General features: G+C 38.9%; 12 protein-coding genes, 2 tRNA genes and 1 other annotated feature. All 14 genes read right to left on the bottom strand.

Annotated elements, in window-relative coordinates; all coding sequences use genetic code 11:
- Window positions 1-46: 46 nt before the first annotated feature.
- The 14 genes from acsA to gyrB all read right to left on the bottom strand — a co-directional run bounded on the left by acsA (window position 47) and on the right by gyrB (window position 20,416).
- Entirely contained in the window at window positions 47-1,762 is a 1,716-nt protein-coding gene (gene acsA, locus NST93_RS14305) for an acetate--CoA ligase (protein ID WP_405098166.1), read from the bottom strand.
- 134 nt (window positions 1,763-1,896) lie between these two features.
- Window positions 1,897-2,706, bottom strand: coding sequence for an MBL fold metallo-hydrolase (locus NST93_RS14300; RefSeq protein WP_405098164.1), 810 nt, complete (start codon window positions 2,704-2,706; stop codon window positions 1,897-1,899).
- A gap of 168 nt (window positions 2,707-2,874) precedes the next feature.
- A tRNA-Arg gene (locus NST93_RS14295) sits at window positions 2,875-2,947 on the bottom strand.
- Window positions 2,948-3,037: 90 nt separating this feature from the next.
- Window positions 3,038-3,859: a pyrroline-5-carboxylate reductase gene (gene proC / locus NST93_RS14290; protein WP_405098162.1), complete on the bottom strand. Its 822-nt coding sequence runs from the start codon at window positions 3,857-3,859 to the stop codon at window positions 3,038-3,040.
- Between the two features lie 415 nt (window positions 3,860-4,274).
- A tRNA-Ser gene (locus NST93_RS14285) sits at window positions 4,275-4,367 on the bottom strand.
- Between the two features lie 296 nt (window positions 4,368-4,663).
- Window positions 4,664-6,520, bottom strand: a complete 1,857-nt coding sequence (locus NST93_RS14280) for an ABC transporter ATP-binding protein (RefSeq protein WP_405098160.1) — start codon at window positions 6,518-6,520, stop codon at window positions 4,664-4,666.
- Complete coding sequence (locus NST93_RS14275; protein ID WP_405098158.1) at window positions 6,517-8,241, bottom strand: ABC transporter ATP-binding protein; 1,725 nt, start codon at window positions 8,239-8,241, stop codon at window positions 6,517-6,519. The genes NST93_RS14280 and NST93_RS14275 overlap by 4 nt, the downstream gene beginning before the upstream one ends.
- Window positions 8,242-8,506: 265 nt before the next feature.
- Window positions 8,507-9,775 (bottom strand): serine--tRNA ligase, encoded by a 1,269-nt coding sequence (gene serS / locus NST93_RS14270; RefSeq protein ID WP_405098156.1) that lies wholly within the window; start codon window positions 9,773-9,775, stop codon window positions 8,507-8,509.
- Between the two features lie 76 nt (window positions 9,776-9,851).
- Window positions 9,852-10,079, bottom strand: a binding site (T-box leader).
- A gap of 89 nt (window positions 10,080-10,168) precedes the next feature.
- Window positions 10,169-11,509 carry a D-alanyl-D-alanine carboxypeptidase family protein gene (locus tag NST93_RS14265; RefSeq protein ID WP_405098154.1) on the bottom strand — a complete coding sequence of 447 codons (1,341 nt, stop codon included), beginning with the start codon at window positions 11,507-11,509 and terminating at the stop codon, window positions 10,169-10,171.
- A gap of 297 nt (window positions 11,510-11,806) precedes the next feature.
- Window positions 11,807-13,282, bottom strand: coding sequence for an IMP dehydrogenase (gene guaB, locus NST93_RS14260; protein ID WP_405098152.1), 1,476 nt, complete (start codon window positions 13,280-13,282; stop codon window positions 11,807-11,809).
- A 152-nt stretch (window positions 13,283-13,434) separates the two neighbouring features.
- A complete protein-coding gene (locus tag NST93_RS14255) occupies window positions 13,435-14,649 on the bottom strand; it encodes a carboxylate--amine ligase (protein WP_405098150.1) in 1,215 nt (404 codons plus the stop codon).
- 51 nt (window positions 14,650-14,700) lie between these two features.
- Window positions 14,701-15,798 carry an HD-GYP domain-containing protein gene (locus NST93_RS14250; RefSeq protein ID WP_405103904.1) on the bottom strand — a complete coding sequence of 366 codons (1,098 nt, stop codon included), beginning with the start codon at window positions 15,796-15,798 and terminating at the stop codon, window positions 14,701-14,703.
- 72 nt (window positions 15,799-15,870) lie between these two features.
- Window positions 15,871-18,372 (bottom strand): DNA gyrase subunit A, encoded by a 2,502-nt coding sequence (gene gyrA / locus NST93_RS14245; RefSeq protein ID WP_405098148.1) that lies wholly within the window; start codon window positions 18,370-18,372, stop codon window positions 15,871-15,873.
- 118 nt (window positions 18,373-18,490) lie between these two features.
- The gene (gyrB, locus tag NST93_RS14240; RefSeq protein ID WP_405098146.1) at window positions 18,491-20,416 is read right to left on the bottom strand and encodes a DNA topoisomerase (ATP-hydrolyzing) subunit B; all 1,926 of its coding nucleotides are present in this window, start codon (window positions 20,414-20,416) and stop codon (window positions 18,491-18,493) included.
- Window positions 20,417-20,470: the final 54 nt, after the last annotated feature.

The raw sequence follows: 20,470 nt of genomic DNA, 5'->3' as shown, positions 1-20,470 counted from the left end.
GCATAAAAGATTCCTAGCTTATGAGCAATAAAGAGTGAGAAATGAGTTAGTTTTCCAATGTAGACGTATCGCCAGTCGGCAATCCGAGTTCCCAAGACTTCAAGAGACGACGCATAATTTTTCCGCTTCGTGTCTTTGGTATGGATTCAACTACTTCTATTTCACGTGGAGCTGCATGAGCGCTTAATCCCGTTTTAATAAATTTACGGATGTCCTCGAGTAATTCATCTGATGCAGTGTATCCTTGGTTTAACGTGATAAATGCCTTAATAATTTCACCTCGTTCTGGGTGAGGCTTTCCGATAACTCCAGCTTCTGCTACTGCAGGGTGCTCAATAAGTTTCGATTCTACTTCAAACGGGCCAACACGTTCACCGGAAGTATTAATAACGTCATCGAGTCGTCCCTGGAACCAGAAATAACCATCCTCATCACGGTAAGCACTGTCCCCGGATATATACCAGCCATTAATAAAGTAGCTCTCATATTTACCTGGATTATTCCAGATTTGACGCATCATTGCTGGCCAGTCTGCCTTAATTGCCAGATTGCCCATCTGATTTGGCGGGACCTCATTTCCTTCATTATCAATGATAGATGCTTCTATACCTGGAATTGCCTTCCCCATTGAACCTGGCCGAATCTCATTACAAGGAAGATTAACGATCAGCTGGGCACCTGTTTCCGTCATCCACCATGTATCATGGATTCGTAAATTAAATACCTTTAAAGCCCAAGTGATAACCTCTGGGTTCAGTGGCTCACCAACACTTAGGAAATGGCGCAGTGAGGAAAGATCGTATTTTCTTACCGCTTCTTCCCCTTGACTCACTAGCATTCTTAAAGCTGTTGGAGCAGTATACCAAACTGTTACCTTATATTTTTCTAATGTTTCATACCAAGAGTCCGGTGTGAATCTTCCACCGCGAATCACATTTGTTACACCATGCAGCCAAGGTGCAAAAATGCCATAGCTTGTTCCTGTTACCCAGCCTGGGTCTGCAGTACACCAATATACATCATCTTCTTTTAAATCAAGCACCCACTCTGCAGTTGCATAGTGCTGAATCATTGCATTATGCACATGGTAAACTCCCTTTGGCTTGCCTGTTGAACCGGATGTATAGTGAAGAAGCATTCCATCTTCCAAATCCACCCACTCCATTTCAAATGCATCCGAGGCAGCATCCATTTCTGTTTCATAATCAATAAAGAACGATGAATCTTCTGGCGCATCACCAATCAGGATGATTTTTTCCAAATTAGACAGTTCTTTGTATGGTACCCTCATTAAGAGATCAGCTGTTGTAACAAGCATCGTTGCTTCACTATCTTCGAGTCGATCACGGACTGCCTGTTCCATGAATGCCTCAAATAATGGGCCAGCAACAGCACCTGTCTTTAATACACCAAAGAATGCAGCATAGAATTCAGGACTGCGCGGCATAAATAGGAAGACACGATCCCCCTTCTCCACCTCTTGGTTACGTAAAACATTTGCAAATTTATTACTTAACTTACTTAACTCATTGAAAGTATACTTTTCCTCACGATCAGGAGCAGAATAAATTAAAGCAATTTTATCCTTTTTCTCTGGATCAGCCGCATGACGGTCTATGGCTTCATAAGCCATATTTACCTTTCCTGTCTCATTCCAGCTGAAATGCTGTTTTACATCATCCCATGAAAAGCTTTCGCAAAACGATTCGTAATCCTGTAAATTATAATCCCCTTGCCTTGCAGGAATTGCCTTCATATCCATTTTACATCTCTCCTTCGTTTTGAAACCGTTAACAAATCGGATTACAACAAATTATTCAAATATTTTAGTAACTTGTTTCCATTTTAGAACATTTTGTGACAATTTTAAAGTAATAAAGCGAAAATAATCTAAAGTTATCGATCTTGAAGGATTGAACGTGTAATATGAGTCGAATTCCATTCCCCAAAGGAAAGTAATGTTATTGGGTATCTTTTCTTGAAAATTTCCTGGTGAATTTCTTGTTCATCATAACCTTGTTTTTGCAGTGTAAGTATTTTTTCCTGGAGTTCTTTTAGATTGTTAAGCTTATTTAATAGTGCTTTACGGCCACTTTTCACATAGCCTGCGTGACAGCAAAATACTTCATCAAATTCATAAGTAAGAACATGTTCAAGTGATTGGATAATCTGAGGAATATTCTCTTCCCGCAACACAACTTTTGTCTTCGGCTGTACATATAAATCACCAGAGAATAATTGCCCTGTTCCCTGATTAAGGAATGCAAGATGATCTTTGGCATGACCTGGTGTATGAATAACTTGCCATGCAGCTTTTCTAGAGGTAAATGTTTGACCAATAGACTGTGCTTTAAAGGGAGCCCTCTTTCCCCAGAATAATTTACGATAGAGTGGGTAATTTGCCTTTTCAGCACATTCTTCTATTGTTATTTCATTCATATAAATTGGCAGACCATATTCCTTTTGTAAGTACGCTGCCCCACCTGTATGATCTTCATGGAAATGAGTAATGAGGACTTGGTCAATATCAGCCTGAGAAAAAAATGGCTTGAATTCTTTTAATAATGATACTGCTCCAGTATCAATTAAAATACCGTCAATCTCGAAGCTTAGAACATTTAACTTTATACTTTTAAATGATACGATACCTTCAATATAGCGGACATCACTGATTTCGCTGATTTTTGTTTGTTTTTTAAGGAACATTTGTCTCTCCCCTTTCCTCTTCTGTAAAGATATAGCAGCATAAAGTGAATGACCATTCATTTTAATTAAAAATATAATCATGCCAGTGCATGATTAGTTAAATTAGTATTTATACATACTCTGTGACCGTTACCTAAACCTCTTCAATCTATACCAAGTAAAAAGCTACGGCCCCGGCAGGAATCGAACCTGCGACGCATGGTTTAGGAAACCAACGCTCTATCCCCTGAGCTACGGGGCCAATTTAGATTAACAGTATCATTATACAGAACATCAATTGAAAAAATCAAGAGCAGATTGCAGGAAGGACATGCTGCAATCTGCAAAATGATCATATTTTATACGTCTCAGCTAAATCCAATGAACGGTTCCTTGCACTTTGGATGCAATCTATAATAATATTTTCAAAATCATTCTGCGCCAATGCAGCCAAGCCTGCTTCCGTTGTGCCACCCTGACTTGTAATATTTTTTCTTAATACTTCCGGTGAGTCTCCAGATTGTTCAAGCATTTTTCCTGCTCCAATAATTGTTTGCGTAATTAATTCATCTGCGGTCTGCGGATCCATGCCATCTTTTAAAGCGGCCTTTGTCATCGCCTCCACAAAGTAATAAATAAAGGCTGGACCACTTCCGGATACTGCAGTTACCGTATGCATATCTTTTTCCTTAACAATTTTCGCCGTACCAATTGTTTGCAATAATTCCACAGCAACTTGCAAATGGCTTTCATGTACATACTTTCCTGCCGCAATTGCTGTCGCTGAGTAGCCAATTTCGGCTGATGTGTTAGGCATCGCACGAATAACAGGGATTGCTTTATGAAGTGTTTCTTCAATTGTTTCCGTCACCACACCAGCAATAACAGAGAGAATCAATTGTTCTTCTGTTAAATAAGGACGAATTACTGTTAAAGCAGCTTTCATGTCTTTTGGTTTCATAGCTAAAATAACTACAGCTGAATCTTCAAGCAGTTCGGTCAGGTCATAGGATGTCTTGATGTTATAGGTATTTTTCATATACATCAATCGTGCATGGTCCTGCTTATTCGTCACATAAATAAGTTCCTTATCTACAATATCAGCCTTTAAAATTCCCGCAATCATTGCTTCAGCCATCGAACCTGAACCAATAAATACAATCTTCTTCATCATCCAGCGACTCCTTCCAATATTCCATTTTCTTATTTAAAGCATAAAAAAACTGATTTCTCCCTAAAGAATAAGGACGAAATCAGACTTCCGCGGTACCACCTATTTTGGCATAATGCCCAGCTCTTCATTGATAACACAGTTTCCTGCGGTTAGTTTATCGCTAACGACTCCAAGGCAGGTTCATATAAGCTTATCCGCAAGGGATCTCTCAGCCGGTGAATCCCTCTTTCTGTTCAACAGTTCTTATATTACTATTCTTATCATCGTCTAAATTATAATTGATTTTGGTAAACTATAGAATGTTTTCAGCAGATTGTCAAGCTTCCTTTAAAATTAACTGTACGAAAATTCAGCCTGAATTTTAATAACAAAAAAAGCACTTTAATCAAGTGCCTTCGAACTTAATAATATGAAATGGAGGAGGTAGAGGGATTCGAACCCCCGCGCGGTTTGACCCGCCTGTTGGTTTTCAAGACCAATCCCTTCAGCCGGACTTGGGTATACCTCCGTTGAACACAAGAATTAATATATCATATAGATCTATTACTTGTCAATATTTTTTGGGAAAAATTAAAATCCCCGTTGATATCCAGCTTCTACACTGCTAAATGATGGTAAGCTACTTTAAATCATTTTAGACTGATGGCAATTCTTATTCAGAGCAGCTTCCATTGAAACCCGCAACTCGTGTAAAGCAAGGTGAGTTGGTACTTCAGTTCTCCGGGCTGAACAGTTAAACAGTAAAATTAACAAACTAAAGAAAGCACACCACTTTTCTTTAAGTGATGTACTTTCTTTTAAAAGTTATACAGCTGAATTCTTAGAGAACTGACTGTTATACAAATCAGCATAAAATCCTTTTTCATCCAATAACTCATCGTGTGTTCCTTGTTCAATTATATTTCCTTTATCCATTACTAAAATTAAATCTGCATTTTTAATTGTCGATAATCTGTGAGCAATTACAAAACTCGTGCGCCCCTCCATTAATTGATCCATTGCCTCCTGGATATACATTTCTGTCCGGGTATCCACGCTGGAAGTAGCTTCATCTAAAATCATGATTGGCGGGTTGGCCAGCACTGTTCGCGCAATGGTTAACAACTGTTTCTGTCCTTGTGATATATTTGATGCTTCCTCATTTAAGACGGTATTATACCCGTCTGGCAGCATACGAATAAAATAATCTGCATATGCCATCTGTGCAGCCTTCTTGACCTCAAACTCTTGTGCACTTTCTTTCCCGTATGCGATATTATCTTTAATCGTCCCATTAAATAACCATGTATCCTGAAGGACAACACCAAACACTTTTCTTAGCTCATAACGTGATAAATTCTTTATATCCGCACCATCAATCTTAATTGATCCACTATTTAGTTCGTAAAAACGCATTAATAAATTGATTAATGTTGTTTTTCCAGCTCCAGTAGGACCCACAATAGCAACAGTTTGACCTGGATACACATGCACATTCATATCCTTAATCAATAAATCAGATGTATAACCAAAACTCACCTGTTCAAATATAACCTCACCCTTGACTTCGTTTAATTGTTCCGTTGGTTCTTCCTTTATTTCCTCTTCCTCATCCAGAAGATCAAAAACCCGCTCCGCTGCTGCAATCGTTGACTGAATAACGTTCGCAATATTAGCCATTTGCATAATGGGCTGTGAAAATTGACGCGTGTACTGTATAAATGCTTGAATATCCCCTATTCGTATGGAGCCATTCATGACGAGAATACCGCCAATAATACTGATCAATACATAACTGATGTTTCCAATGAGTGACATAAGCGGTGACATGATCCCTGAAATAAATTGTGCCCTCCAGCCAGCATGGTATAACTCCTCATTGACTTCATCAAACTTCTCAACGGATATCTTTTCATAGCCAAAAGCCTTTACAACCTGATGACCATTATACATCTCCTCCACATGGCCATTTAAATTTCCCAATGTTCTTTGCTGATCAGCAAAGTGCTTTTGGGAACGACTTAGGAAGGGACGTATGACAAAGAGTGATAAAGGCAAACTGATAAGTGAAATGATTGCGAGCAATGGACTTATCCAGAACATCATAAATAATATCCCGCTTACTGTAATCATTGATGTAATAAACTGTGTAATACTTTGCTGTAAGGTGGTCCCGATTAGATCAATATCATTTGTCATCCGGCTTAATGTATCACCAACAGGATGACCATCATAGTATTTCAATGGGAGTTTTTTTAGCTTATGATTCACATCTTCCCTCAAATCATAAACCGTACCTTGCGCAACACCTGCCATCATAAACTGCTGCAGATAATTAAATATACTGCTGACGAGGTATAAGCCAGCCAAAATCAGTAAAATCTTGCCGACCGCTCCAAAGTCTATACCAGCTCCGGCAGTTCCTGCAATTACTCCATATGCCCCCTCAAATAATATGGTAACGGCATCCCCGATGATTTTCGGACCTAAAACCATAAATATCGTACTCATCATCGCTGCAAAAAATACAACTAGTAATTGCTTTCTAAATGGCTTTAAGTAACCTAACAGTCTAAAGAAAGTAACTTTCCAATTATTTACCTTAGGACCAGCATGATTTGCCTTCGCCTTGTCACTGCTTTCCTTTTGCCGATGAGCTAGTTGCTTCTTCTTTTCACTCATGAGATTTCCTCCTCTGAAAGCTGTGATTCGACGATTTCACGGTATACTTTATTGTCTTCGTAAAGTTCATTATGCTTTCCAATTCCCGCTATTTTTCCTTGTTCCAGAACAATAATCTGATCAGCATCCATAACTGTACTCACACGCTGCGCTACAATTATGACGGTTGCATTCTTTGTTTCTTCATTTAATGCCGTACGTAAACGCGCGTCTGTTTTGTAATCTAGTGCTGAAAAGCTATCATCAAACAGATAGATATCAGGTTTTCTAATAAGGGCCCTTGCAATCGAAAGACGTTGCTTTTGTCCACCAGATAAATTTGAACCGCCTTGAGAAACTTCCGATTCGTAGCCGGCTTTCATACTTGTGATAAAGTCTTCTGCCTGTGCGACGCGTGCTGCCTGTGCGATTTCCTCTGCAGTTGCATTCTGTTTTCCCATGCGTAAATTTTCCGCGACAGTTCCGAAAAACAGCAAGGATTTTTGAGGAACTAATCCTATTCGTGATCTAATTTCTTCTACTAGAGTTTCTTGAATCGGAACACCATTTATTCGAATGATTCCGCTTGTTACATCATAGAAACGGGGAATTAAATTAATTAATGTTGTCTTACCAGCCCCTGTTCCGCCTATAATTGCGGTTGTTTCGCCTTTTTCCGCTTTAAAGCTTATGTCAGATAGAACTGGTTCTTCTGCTCCTGGGTAATGAAAGGTGACATTTTCAAATTCTAATGTTCCACGTTCTTGATCCGCTGTTTTAGAACCTTCGTACATCTCAGTTGGATCCATATCAAGTAACTCATTAATTCTTTTTGCCGAAACAGCGGCTCGCGGAATCATTATAAACATAACAGATGCCATTACAAGAGATATCATAATCATTGTTACATATTGAATATATGCCATAAGATCTCCTATTTGCATCCCGCCATTCTCTATACGAATTCCTCCAAACCAAATCACACCTACTATGGTCAAGTTCATCACAAGCATTAATGTAGGCATCATAAATGCCATTAATCTGTTCACCTGAATGGACACATCTTTCAGTTCCTCACTGGCGCTCCGAAGTCTGACTTGTTCATCCTGTTCACGGTTAAAGGCACGGACGACTCGAATACCTGTCAGGTTTTCCCGTAATACAAGGTTTAGTCTATCAATTCTTTTTTGTACCGCTTGAAAAAGAGGGATGCCTCTTTTGAAAATAAGTACAATTGCCAGGATTAAAATCGGCATTGTTGCAACAATCACCAGAGATAATTTTGCATCTTTAGATAAGGCCATAATCAGCCCGCCAATAAACATAATTGGTGCTGATAGGACCATACGAAGCATCATAAGTACAACTTGCTGTATTTGGTTTATATCGTTCGTTGTTCTCGTAATTAACGAAGCGGTACCCACTTTATCAAAGTCTTGCAATGAAAAGCCTTCTACATGCTTAAATACCTTACGTCGAAGGTCTTTTCCAAGTCCCATCGCTGCCTTTGAAGAATAATAACTTGCCGCTATAGCTGCTAAAGCACTTATACCGGTGACAAGAATCATTAATCTACCAGTTTTCCATATGACTGGCAAGTCACTAGTTACTACACCTTTATCAATAATATCTGCCATAAGTGTTGGCAGAAACAGCTCTGATAATGACTGAATAAAAACAAGGATAAAAATTGCTGCTATCAGCCATTTATATACGGATAAGTTTTTTAAAATTTTAATCATATGGAAGTCTCCATTTCTGCATAAATTCGTACTGCATTATTCATGTATATCCTTCAAAAAAAGTATGGCCTACTATGGATATCTTACTTCCATACAGTCTTAAAATATCGTAAGTGACACGATGTCATTTGTCAATTTTCATCTATCACGATGCTGTAAGTACCCGTTGATACGATACAAATGCCATTTGAAATCAAAACAGCCCGGCCAGAAGATGAATGATTAATCTCTTCTAACCGGACATAATTCTGCCCTATATATGGAATTATTTAATTACTTCTTTTCCGCCCATATATGGTACAAGTGCTTTCGGTACTCGCACGGAACCATCTTCCTGCTGATAATTTTCTAAGATTGCTGCTACTGTACGGCCAATTGCAAGTCCAGAACCATTTAATGTATGAACAAATTCTGGCTTGCCATTTGTTTCACGTCGGAAACGAATACCTGCACGTCTTGCTTGGAAATCTTCAAAGTTTGAACATGAAGAAATTTCGCGGTACGTATCCTGACTTGGTATCCACACTTCAATATCGTATTTCTTTGCTGCTGTAAAGCCTAAATCACCTGTACACATGCTCATTACCCGGTATGGCAATCCTAATTCCTGAAGAATTTTTTCCGCATGTCCTGTCAATGTTTCTAATGTTTCATAAGAATCCTCTGGTTTAACAAAATGTACAAGCTCTACTTTATTAAATTGATGCTGACGAATTAAACCTCTTGTATCTCGACCAGCAGACCCTGCTTCGGAACGGAAGCAAGCACTGTATGCTACATATTTTTTAGGTAAATCAAGCATAATTTCATCACGATGATAGTTTGTTACAGGCACCTCTGCTGTGGGGATAAGAAAATAATCCGAGTCCTCCAGCTTAAATGCATCCTCCTCAAATTTAGGCAGTTGACCAGTACCTGTCATGCTCATGCGATTGACAATATATGGTGGAAGGATTTCATTGTAGCCATGGTGATCTGCATGGTAATCCATCATAAAGTTCAGCAGTGCACGCTCTAATCTTGCACCAAGACCTGTATAAAATACAAAGCGGCTACCTGTTACCTTTGCGGCGCGTTCAAAGTCTAAAATACTTAAATTTGTCGCTATGTCCCAGTGAGGCTGCACTTCGAAATTGAACTCAGGCAGGTCACCCCATGTCCGATCAAGAATGTTGTCTTCCTCATCTTCTCCAATAGGCACACTCTCATGAGGGATATTCGGTATAGAATACATCACATGCTCTAGTTTTTCTTCAATTTCCCTTAATTCTTTATCAAGTGCAGCAATTTGCTCACCGACTTGGCGCATTTCCTTAATTGCAGGCTCCGCATCCTTCTTTTCCTTTTTAAGCTTTGAAATTTCTTGAGTTGCTGCATTTCTCTTCGCCTTTAATTGCTCTGTTTCAGCAATCAGTTTACGACGGTTTTCATCTAACTCGCCAAATGCATCAAGTTCTGATAAATCCTCACCCCGATGCACCAATTTAGCTTTTACTTCTTCATAATTATTACGTAAAAATTTCATATCCAGCATTTGCTTTTCCTCCTTATTTTTTCTGGGACAGTCATGGACTAACTTATTTTTTCAAATAAAAAACTCCCATCCCAATAATAGGGACGAGAGTTTAATTTCCCGCGTTGCCACCCTTGTTGAAGAGAATACTCTCTTCCGGCTCAAAAGCATTAACGGTGCTTTCTCCGGGTTTACTTACTCTAGACGCATCTATTTCCATAAACCAGTTCAAGGATGGATTCACAGCATTTCCACATCGGTTTTCACCAGCCACCGACTCTCTTATGAAGAAAGGACTGTTACTATTTCCTGTCAATACTTTTATTAAGATTTATTTGCTAACATCATATCTAATTTATTTACAAAATGCAAGTGCGTACACCTATTCTTTCACAAGCCGTTAAGCTTATTCAATTAGTTAAATAGCTCTTTAACCCAATCTACTGATACAGAGAAGATATTGCTAAAGAAGTCGCCAATTGCACCTAAAGTCAGCATAAACCAATTTGACTTTTCTACCGCTTCATCACTCACAAGGTCTACTGAAACAGTGTTATCATCAAAGATATAACCAAAGTCTTCTGCTTCGCCTTCATAAATGAGTGTAGCAGTACCGACTTTCTCACCCTTTTTAATTGGAGCAACCAATTCACCGTTATCATTTAGCTTTTCTTTATCAATTTCATATTCAATGCTGTATAACTCTAAGTCCTCTGTTTGAATAGGGACTGAAATGGCATCACTGATTGAAACATTAACTTGATCTTCTTTTCCTTTAGCTACCGGAATTGTTGCTTCTTTTTCAAGTTGATATCCTGCAGCAAATAGCTCTTCTGTTTGGAAATTATTAAAACCATAATCAAGCAGCTTTGCTGTTTCCTTGAAGCGTTCAGCCTTGCTTGATGTCTTCATAACAACACTGATGAGACGTTTTCCATCTCTCTTAGCTGTACCAGTAAAAGTATAGCCCGCAAGCTCCGTATTACCTGTTTTCAAACCATCCATTCCTTCATAATGGAATTGTTTTAAAAACGTAGCTTTATGCGGAAGCATCCAGTTTAAGTTTTCAACCGTATAACCTTCAAAATCAACCTCAGTTTGGCTGGATATCTCCAATGACTCTGGATAATCATTTACTAAGTGATAGGCCAATTGAGCGGCTGATTTTGCAGAAAGTAAATTGCTTGCATTTGGATCTGTACCTTCAGGAGCATTGTCTCCTAAAGTGTCGTTATCCAAACCTGAACTGTTTACAAACTTATATTCAGAAAGGCCTAGTTCTTCTGCCTTTTCATTCATCTTTTTCACAAACTCTGTTTCGTTTCCTGAAATTAATTCAGCAAGTGCAATCGTTGCCGCGTTATCAGAAAAAACGGCCATCGCATTATATAAATCTCTCACTGCATAGTCTTTACTTTGAGTTAAACCAATTCCTGAGAATAGAACATTTGCAGAAATAGAATAGGCATAATCACTGATCTGTGTTGTAGAGTCCCAAGATATTTCACCTTCTGCAATCGCCTCAAGAACAAGGTATTCTGTCATCATTTTTGTCATACTAGCTGGAGGAAGAGCAACTTCTGCATTTTTGGCATAAAGAACCTTTCCTGTATCGCCATCAACTAAAATAGCAGATTCTGCATTTAAATCTAGTGTACTCTGGGCATTTGCTGCGAACGGCTGTAGCGTAAACGTTGTTATCAATAATACAAATGCTAGTATCACTGATAAACTCTTCTTTTTTAATTGAATCAACTTTCTGTACCTCCAACATAAATAAAAAATTTATTAAATAACATACGTCAATTATTCTACCATAACTCCGTCAAAAAAAATAGACAGACATCTGTCCAGTAAATAGTAAAAAGTAACTACATCCGAATGTATAAACTTCACCTAAAAATAAAAGCCTATTTTCTATTTGAGTAAAACTTATTCTCATTAAGAAAATAGGCATATTGATTCATATCATTCTAATTCGCAGTGTAACAGGATGCAGCTGCCAATTAGTTCAATTCAGCGGGGTAAAAGGAGCCCCCTGATTGAAACCGTTTATTGAATGGAATAGTTTGGCGCTTCTTTTGTAATTTGCACATCATGTGGATGACTTTCACGCAAACCGGCGTTTGTAATTCGAATAAATTGACTGTTCTTGCGTAAATCTTCAATAGTCGCTGTTCCACAATATCCCATTCCAGAACGCAACCCGCCAATTAATTGATGGAAGGTGTCGGAAAGTGCCCCTTTATATGGTACACGTCCTTCGATCCCTTCTGGAACAAGCTTTTTACTGTCACTTGTTTCACTCTGGAAATAACGATCCTTGGACCCTGCTTTCATCGCTCCAAGCGATCCCATTCCACGGTATACTTTGTATTTTCTGCCTTGGTAGATTTCTGTTTCCCCTGGACTTTCTGTTGTACCTGCAAACATACTTCCCAGCATAACGGCATGTGCACCCGCTGCGATCGCCTTTACAATATCACCAGAGTATTTTATTCCTCCATCGGCAATGACAGGAATATTAAATTCTGCTGCTGCCTTAGCACAGTCATAAACAGCAGTAATTTGTGGTACACCAACTCCTGCTACAACTCGAGTTGTGCAAATTGAACCTGGTCCGATTCCCACTTTAACAATCGAAGCACCTGCTTCAATTAATGCTACGGTAGCTTCAGCTGTTGCCACATTTCCTGCGATAATATCGAGTTCAGGATATGCTTCCCGCACTCTTTTTATTTGTTTTAATACACCCTCAGAATGTCCATGTGCTGTATCAATAACAATCGCATCCACACCGGCTTCCACAAGCTGTTCAACACGGCGCATTGAATCACCTGTAACTCCAACAGCTGCTGCAACAAGCAATCTTCCTTGTTCATCTTTTGCAGAATTAGGGAATTCAATGACTTTTTCAATGTCTTTTATAGTAATTAAACCTTTTAATATATTATTTTCATCAACAAGCGGCAGCTTTTCAATTTTATATTTCTGCAAGAGCTTTTCTGCCTCTGCAAGAGTTGTGCCTACAGGAGCTGTAACAAGATTCTCACTTGTCATAACCTCAGATATTGAGATGGAGTAATCCTGAATAAAACGCAAGTCACGATTCGTCAAAATTCCCACCAGCTTCTGTTCCTCAATCTCATTAACAATCGGGACACCTGAGATTCGGAATTTACTCATTAAATGCTCTGCGTCGTATACCTGATGCTCAGGAGTCAGGAAAAACGGGTTCGTAATGACGCCACTTTCGGAGCGCTTCACACGGTCTACCATTTCCGCTTGTTCTTCGATTGTCATATTCTTATGTACAACACCAAAGCCACCCTGTCTTGCCATAGCGATAGCCATTTCCGCTTCTGTTACGGTATCCATGCCAGCACTAATAAAAGGGGATTTTAAGTTTAATTTTTTTGATAAACTTGTCCCAAGATTTACTTCGTTTGGTAAAACATTCGACTCTGCTGGCACTAATAAAACATCATCAAAGGTTAAACCTTCTTTAGCAAATTTGTCTTCACGCATTTTCCAGCCTCCTAAGTTATTCATTTATGCTGCTTCCGTTGATAAGCTATTTTTACTTACTTTACGCCAACAACTAACGTTTTTCAACCACAAAATTTAAAAAGGAAATAGTAAATAGATTCTAAATCTTCCAGTCTAGAGCAAACATATCGTTACCAGACATTATTTTTATATTTACGATAGTAATTAAACTGTCTCAGCATTAAATAGAACTTCCTTTTCCAGCTCTTATCCTTTTTATAAAAGAGAGGATTGCCCCATTTTTTGGCTTTGATCAGACGTTTCACATCTGCCTTGACCTGTGCATCTTCCACAAAATTATTCAGCACAATTTTCGGCACAACGGTGAATAGATATTCTTCATTGATATAAGTTAAAGCTTTATCCTGATGATGAATCACATCATCGACAATATATTCTGCCATATTATGACCAAGCGCTGTCACATAATAACTGGAACGTCCTTGGCGGATATTCACTTCAAAAACCTTAAATTTACCATCTCTTGCATCATACTTCATATCAAAATTGGCAAATCCAACATAACCGGCTGCTTCAAGGAAATGCTGCAATTTCTTCATCATTTCCTCGTTGTAACGGGTAAGTACGGATGTATAATTCCCAATTGCAGTTGCTGTATGCTCCTGTAATACAACTTGTCCAAAGGTCACGAGCTGTGTTTTCCCCTGAGTGCTTAAATAAAGTACAGAATCCCACATGTATGTATCTTCTCCAGGAATATAATCCTGAATAATGAGTTCATCCTGATACCCGCTATTTTTTATTTTTGCAATGACCTCTTGTGCTTCCTGGAGTGAATTCACACGGTAAACCTTCTCTTGACCGGTAAATGGATGCTTATAATATTCAATCCCATTACTTGGCTTAATAATTACCGGGTATGTCAGCTCCTCTTCAAATGGTGCTTCACTTTTACAGCTATAAAAATAAGTTGTTGGTGTATCAATGCCGTATTCCTCGCACAGCTTGTAGAAATTTGCTTTATGCTGAAGCTGATTCATCAAATCCTCAGAAATATAATTAAAATAATAATTTTTCTTTAGTTCTTCTGCATTTTCAATGATCAAGCGTACATAGGCATCATTTGTGCCAACAAGAACAAGCTTTTTCTTTCTGCCTTTTAGTTTTTCCGCAAGCTCATTCAATATAACAACGAACCGGTCCTCTTCTGTCAGGTCCGGGTGTATATCAATTCGCTCTGGTATCGTGCTGAAACTAGTAAATCCCATTTCCTGTTTACCAACTAAAATAGGATTAACATTGTATTTTTCATGGAAAGAGATTGTCATATTATAAGCATTAATATCTGTTCCTATGATGATTGGAATAAAAGATAGATTGTTCATAATTCCTCCTGTGCTTTAATCCAGATGTAATTGATTAAAGTCTCATGGTGTTTAGTCTATGATGAAATCTTCAATCGCCAGCTGCGGATTTTCCTGCATACTGATAACTTTACTTGTTGTATCTAATTTTATAAATGGCATTGTTGGCTGCTCTTCATCAATAAATGCAATTTCTCCAGTTTCGCCATTTGATAATTGAACATTTTTTCCTAGTGCATGATTTGCAAAACTTTTAATAAAGGCTTTTACCACCCTCGCATCAAACTTTGCAAACTGCTGATTATACAATTCACCAATTGCCTTAAAGACAGATTGCCTCTTCTTGTATATGCGCTCACTTGTCATCGCATGGTACGTATCAGCAACAGCAAGTATCCGTGCATATTGGTTTATCTTACCTTGAGTAAGACCTAGTGGATAACCGCTTCCATCCATTCTCTCATGGTGCTGCAGGATAGCCAATTTTACTGCTGAAGTAACTGCTGGCAGATTTTCAACCATTCTGGATGAATAGGTTGGATGGTTCTTAAGATCTTGTTCCTGTTTCTCCAAAAGGAATTCTCCCTTGGTAATAATATCTGGATCAATCCGTGTCATTCCGACATCAGATAGTAGACCAGCAAGCCCAATCTGCAGCCATTCACCTTTTTCGAAACCTAATTTTTTTCCAATAAAGGCAGCAATAACGCTCAGCGCAACACTATGATAATAAATATATTCTTTCGCTTCAACATACTGATGCAATGTAAAGACTTCAATGCCCTGTTCATCAATCCGTTCCAGTAAAGGGATAATAAAATTCCTTGTTTTTGAAATGTCAATTGGAACACCATTATTCCATTGAATGAAAGCTTCTTTAAATTGAGTAACGACTTGCAAATAATGTGCAGTAAAGGACGTTATTTTTGTCGGCCTTGCAACTGTTATTATTTTCTTAAATTCTTTTTCTGTATATTTTCTTGACCCTGGCCGATACGTTTTGCCATCAGCCATTTTAGATGAAACCTCAACAGATTCAACTAAGAATTTCTGTAAAATAGTAATATGTTCACTCGTTAAAACAGTATTTTTTTTCACAATAGGACGCCCTGATTTACCTTGTACGTCCTTTAAAAGGATACAGCCTTCCACTAATTGTGATGGTTGCACTTGCAATGTCTACCCCTCCAAAACAAGATGGCAAAAGGTGACTCATTCTTCCTGAGTCACCTGCCAGCAATTTTATTCTTCTGCATCATGGTCTGTATCTATATTTTCGGCCTCAGAAATATCCTCGGTTTCTTCTTCAAGGAGCTTCTCTTCTTCGATTTTTGCAACGGTTGCTACTTCTTCATCATCCTGTATTCGAATGAGGCGAACTCCCATTGTATTCCGGCCAGTTTCGGAAATATCTTTGACTGGAATACGGATAAGAACTCCAGCTGCAGTAATCAGCATGAGATCTTCATCACCGATCACCGTCTTCACGGAGACTACCTCTCCAGTCTTATCTGTAAGCTTACCAGTCAACACACCTTTACCACCGCGGTTAATCATGCGGTATTCTGATTCAAGTGTCTGTTTTCCGTATCCTTTATTCGTAACATGAAGAATTTTAGAACCTGGTTCAATGATTTCCATCGAAACAACTACATCATTATCACGTAATGAAATACCTTTAACACCAGCTGCAGTTCTTCCCATCAGACGAATCTGTTCTTCCTCAAAACGAATGAGATAACCATTTTTCGTAGCAATCATGACATCCTTCGTACCATCTGTAAGACGAACTGAAATCAATTCATCATCATCTCTCAAATGAACAGCAATCAAGCCGCCTTTTCGGATATTCGTAAACTTAGATAGCTGAGTACGTTTTACGATGCCATTTCTTGTTGTAAAGAATAGATTTGTCTCATCATTGTATTCTTTAACAGCAATAATCGTATTAATTTCCTCTTCACTTTCTACCTGAAGCAGGTTAATAATTGGAATTCCTTTTGCTGTTCTGCTGAATTCAGGTATTTCATAGCCTTTTAATTTATAAACTTTTCCTTTATTTGTAAAGAACAATACAGTGTCATGTGTTGAACAGGAGACAAGCTGTTCAACGAAGTCATCTTCATTCGTGCCCATTCCCTGAATTCCGCGACCACCACGTTTTTGTGTGCGATACGTTGAAGCTGGAAGACGTTTAATATAACCATAATGTGTTAACGTAATGACAATATTTTCTTCCGGGATTAAATCTTCATCCTCAAAGAACCCAATTCCGCCAGCGACAATGTCTGTACGACGATCATCACTAAAACGTTCTTTAATTTCTGTCAGTTCTTCACGGATAATATTTAAGACTTTCTCTTCATCTGCCAGAATTGCCTTTAACTCAGCAATTAATGCCATCAGTTCGTTATATTCATTCTCGATTTTTTCGCGTTCTAAGCCTGTTAAACGCTGCAGTCGCATATCTAGAATAGCTTGTGCCTGTTTTTCAGACAGACTGAAGTTTTCTATCAAGCCTTGTCGTGCAATATCTGTTGTTTTTGAATTGCGAATAAGTGCAATGACTCTATCAAGATTATCCAGTGCGATTCGTAATCCTTCTAAAATATGAGCACGGGCTTCTGCTTTATTTAACTCAAAAGCTGTTCTTCGCTTAATAACTACGACCTGGTGGTCAAGATAATGCTCCAGACATTGTTTGAGAGTCAGCACTTTCGGACGCCCATCTACAAGAGCAAGCGTATTCACACCAAAGGTTGTTTGCAATGCAGTATATTTATATAAATTGTTTAAAATTACATTCGCATTCGCATCACGGCGTATTTCCATAACGATACGCATACCATCACGTGAGGATTCATCACGTAAATCAGTAATTCCTTCAATTCGTTTATCACGGACAAGCTCTGCAATTTTCTCTACTAGTTTTGCTTTATTTACCTGATAAGGCAGCTCTGTAACAAGAATGGTTGATTTGCCATTTGCATGCTCTTCAATTTCTACCTTTGCCCGCATTGTGATGGAACCTCTGCCAGTTTCATAAGCTTTGCGAATGCCGCTTCTGCCGATGATTAATCCAGCTGTAGGAAAGTCTGGACCAGAGATATAATCCTCCATCAATTCCTCAATTGTAATATCCGGATCTTTACTGACCGCTAATACTGCATCAATTGTTTCTCCAAGATTATGTGGTGGGATATTTGTTGCCATCCCAACTGCAATTCCTGAAGTACCATTCACTAATAAATTCGGGAAACGTGCAGGGAACACAGCTGGTTCTCGTTCAGAACCATCATAGTTATCACGGAAATCGACCGTATCCTTATTCAGGTCACGCACAAGCTCCATGGATATTTTTGACATTCTTGCTTCTGTATAACGCATGGCTGCAGCCTGGTCTCCATCAACTGAACCAAAGTTGCCATGACCATCTACAAGCATATGGCGATAACTGAAATCCTGTGCCATACGAACCATTGTCTCATATACCGCTGAATCACCATGTGGGTGATACTTACCGATAACTTCCCCAACAATACGTGCTGATTTCTTGTATGCCTTGTCTGAGTGCATCCCTAAGTCATTCATCGCATGTAAAATCCTGCGGTGAACAGGTTTCATGCCATCACGTACATCAGGCAATGCCCTTGAAACGATAACACTCATTGAATAGTCAAGGAATGATGTACGCATTTCATTACTAATATTAATCTCTTGAACGTTCTGCCGTTCTTCCGCCATACTTGCTACCTCCTATGAGGAAAATAATATATTTTCCCTGTAAAGCAGGAAATGAAGGCAGGGGTGAACATTTCCACTCCATGCCTTATCATTTTGCCTTCATCTATCTTTTATATATCTAAATATCTAAGTTTTGTACGTATTGCGCATTCTCTTCGATATAGTTTCTGCGTGGTTCGACTTTATCACCCATTAACATATCGAAAACCTGATCTGCTTCAATTGCATCTGTAAGCTTCACTTGAAGCAAGGTACGTTGTGCAGGGTCCATTGTTGTATCCCAAAGCTGATCTGCATCCATCTCTCCAAGCCCTTTATAACGCTGAATCACTGGCTTAGGTGCCTCAGGCAGACCCGCAAGCGCCTGTTGCAGTTCCTGATCACTATAAACATAGTTTAGTGTTTTACCTTGTTTAATCTGATAGAGCGGCGGTTGTGCGATATAGATGTAGCCATGGTCAATCAATGGTCGCATATAACGGAAGAAGAACGTTAATAATAAAGTGCGAATATGAGCTCCATCAACGTCAGCATCCGTCATAATGACAACTTTATGATAACGTGCCTTCGTAATATCAAAATCTTCACCAATGCCGGTGCCAAGTGCTGTAATCATCATACGTATTTCAGCGTTAGAAAGAATCCGGTCCAGTCGTGCCTTCTCAACGTTAAGTATTTTACCTCTTAGCGGAAGAATCGCTTGGAAATGTCTGTCTCTTCCCGCCTTGGCTGAGCCGCCGGCAGAGTTACCCTCAACAATATATAATTCACTAATTGAAGCATCTCTTGAAGAACAATCAGCAAGCTTACCTGGCAAATTAGAAATTTCCAGTGCACCTTTTCTTCTCGTTAATTCTCTTGCCTTTTTCGCTGCCAGTCTTGCTCTGGAGGCCATCAGACCCTTATCTACAATGGTTCTTCCAGTCGCAGGATTTTCCATTAAAAACTTCTGGAAAGCTTCACTAAACACTTGCTCAGTAACCGTGCGAACTTCGCTATTTCCAAGTTTAGTCTTTGTTTGTCCTTCAAACTGCGGATCTGGATGTTTTATGGAAACAATTGCAGTCATTCCTTCACGCACATCGTCTCCAGATAGATTTGTATCATTTTCTTTTAATATATTGCTCTTGCGTGCATAATCATTAATCACTCTTGTCAGTGCAGTACGAAAGCCAACTTCATGTGTTCCGCCTTCATACGTATGAATATTATTTGCGAATGAATAAAGATTCGTTGCAAAGCTGTCATTGTATTGAATAGCAACTTCTACTTCAATTCCCTGTGCACTTCCATCAGCATAGAAAGGCTCATGAAGCACTTCTTTATTATGATTAATATATTCAACGTAAGACTTAATTCCACCTTCATAGTAGTAGCTAATTGGCTCGCGTTCTTCTCGTTTATCTTCAAGGGTAAGCGTTAACCCTCTATTTAAAAATGCCAGTTCCCGTATACGCTGTTCTAATGTTTCAAAGTCAAAAACAGTTGTTTCTGTAAATATTTCCGGATCTGGTGTGAAATGAATAACTGTTCCTGTTTTATCTGTTTCACCAATTACATTGATTTCCTCAATGATTTTTCCTCTTTTAAAGGCAATGTGATGTATTTTATTATCACGATGGACAGATACCTCAAGTCCAACAGACAGGGCGTTAACTACAGATGCCCCTACACCATGCAGCCCGCCGGAAACTTTGTATCCGCCGCCGCCAAACTTACCGCCGGCATGCAGTACAGTCATAATCACTTCTACAGCTGGCCGTCCAGTTTTCTTTTGGATATCTACTGGAATTCCCCGGCCATTATCTTTTACAGTAATACTGTTATCTTTCTCGATAATCACTTGGATATGATCACAATATCCAGCTAGCGCTTCATCAATACTATTATCAACAATTTCCCAAACTAAATGGTGCAAACCGCGGCCGCTCGTCGAACCTATGTACATCCCTGGACGTTTGCGAACTGCCTCTAAGCCCTCTAACACCTGTATTTGTTCTGCATCATATGCTTGATTTTGTGGTAACTTATCTTCAATTGACATATTTCACACTCATTTCTTTTATAAAAAACTCATTGCTTGTTCTAACATACAAAG

The organism is Oceanobacillus sp. FSL H7-0719, assembly GCF_045040795.1.
Taxonomy (GTDB): domain Bacteria; phylum Bacillota; class Bacilli; order Bacillales; family Amphibacillaceae; genus Oceanobacillus.
Note: the sequence above shows the minus strand (reverse complement) of the source record. Positions and strands in the feature narration are given on the sequence as shown.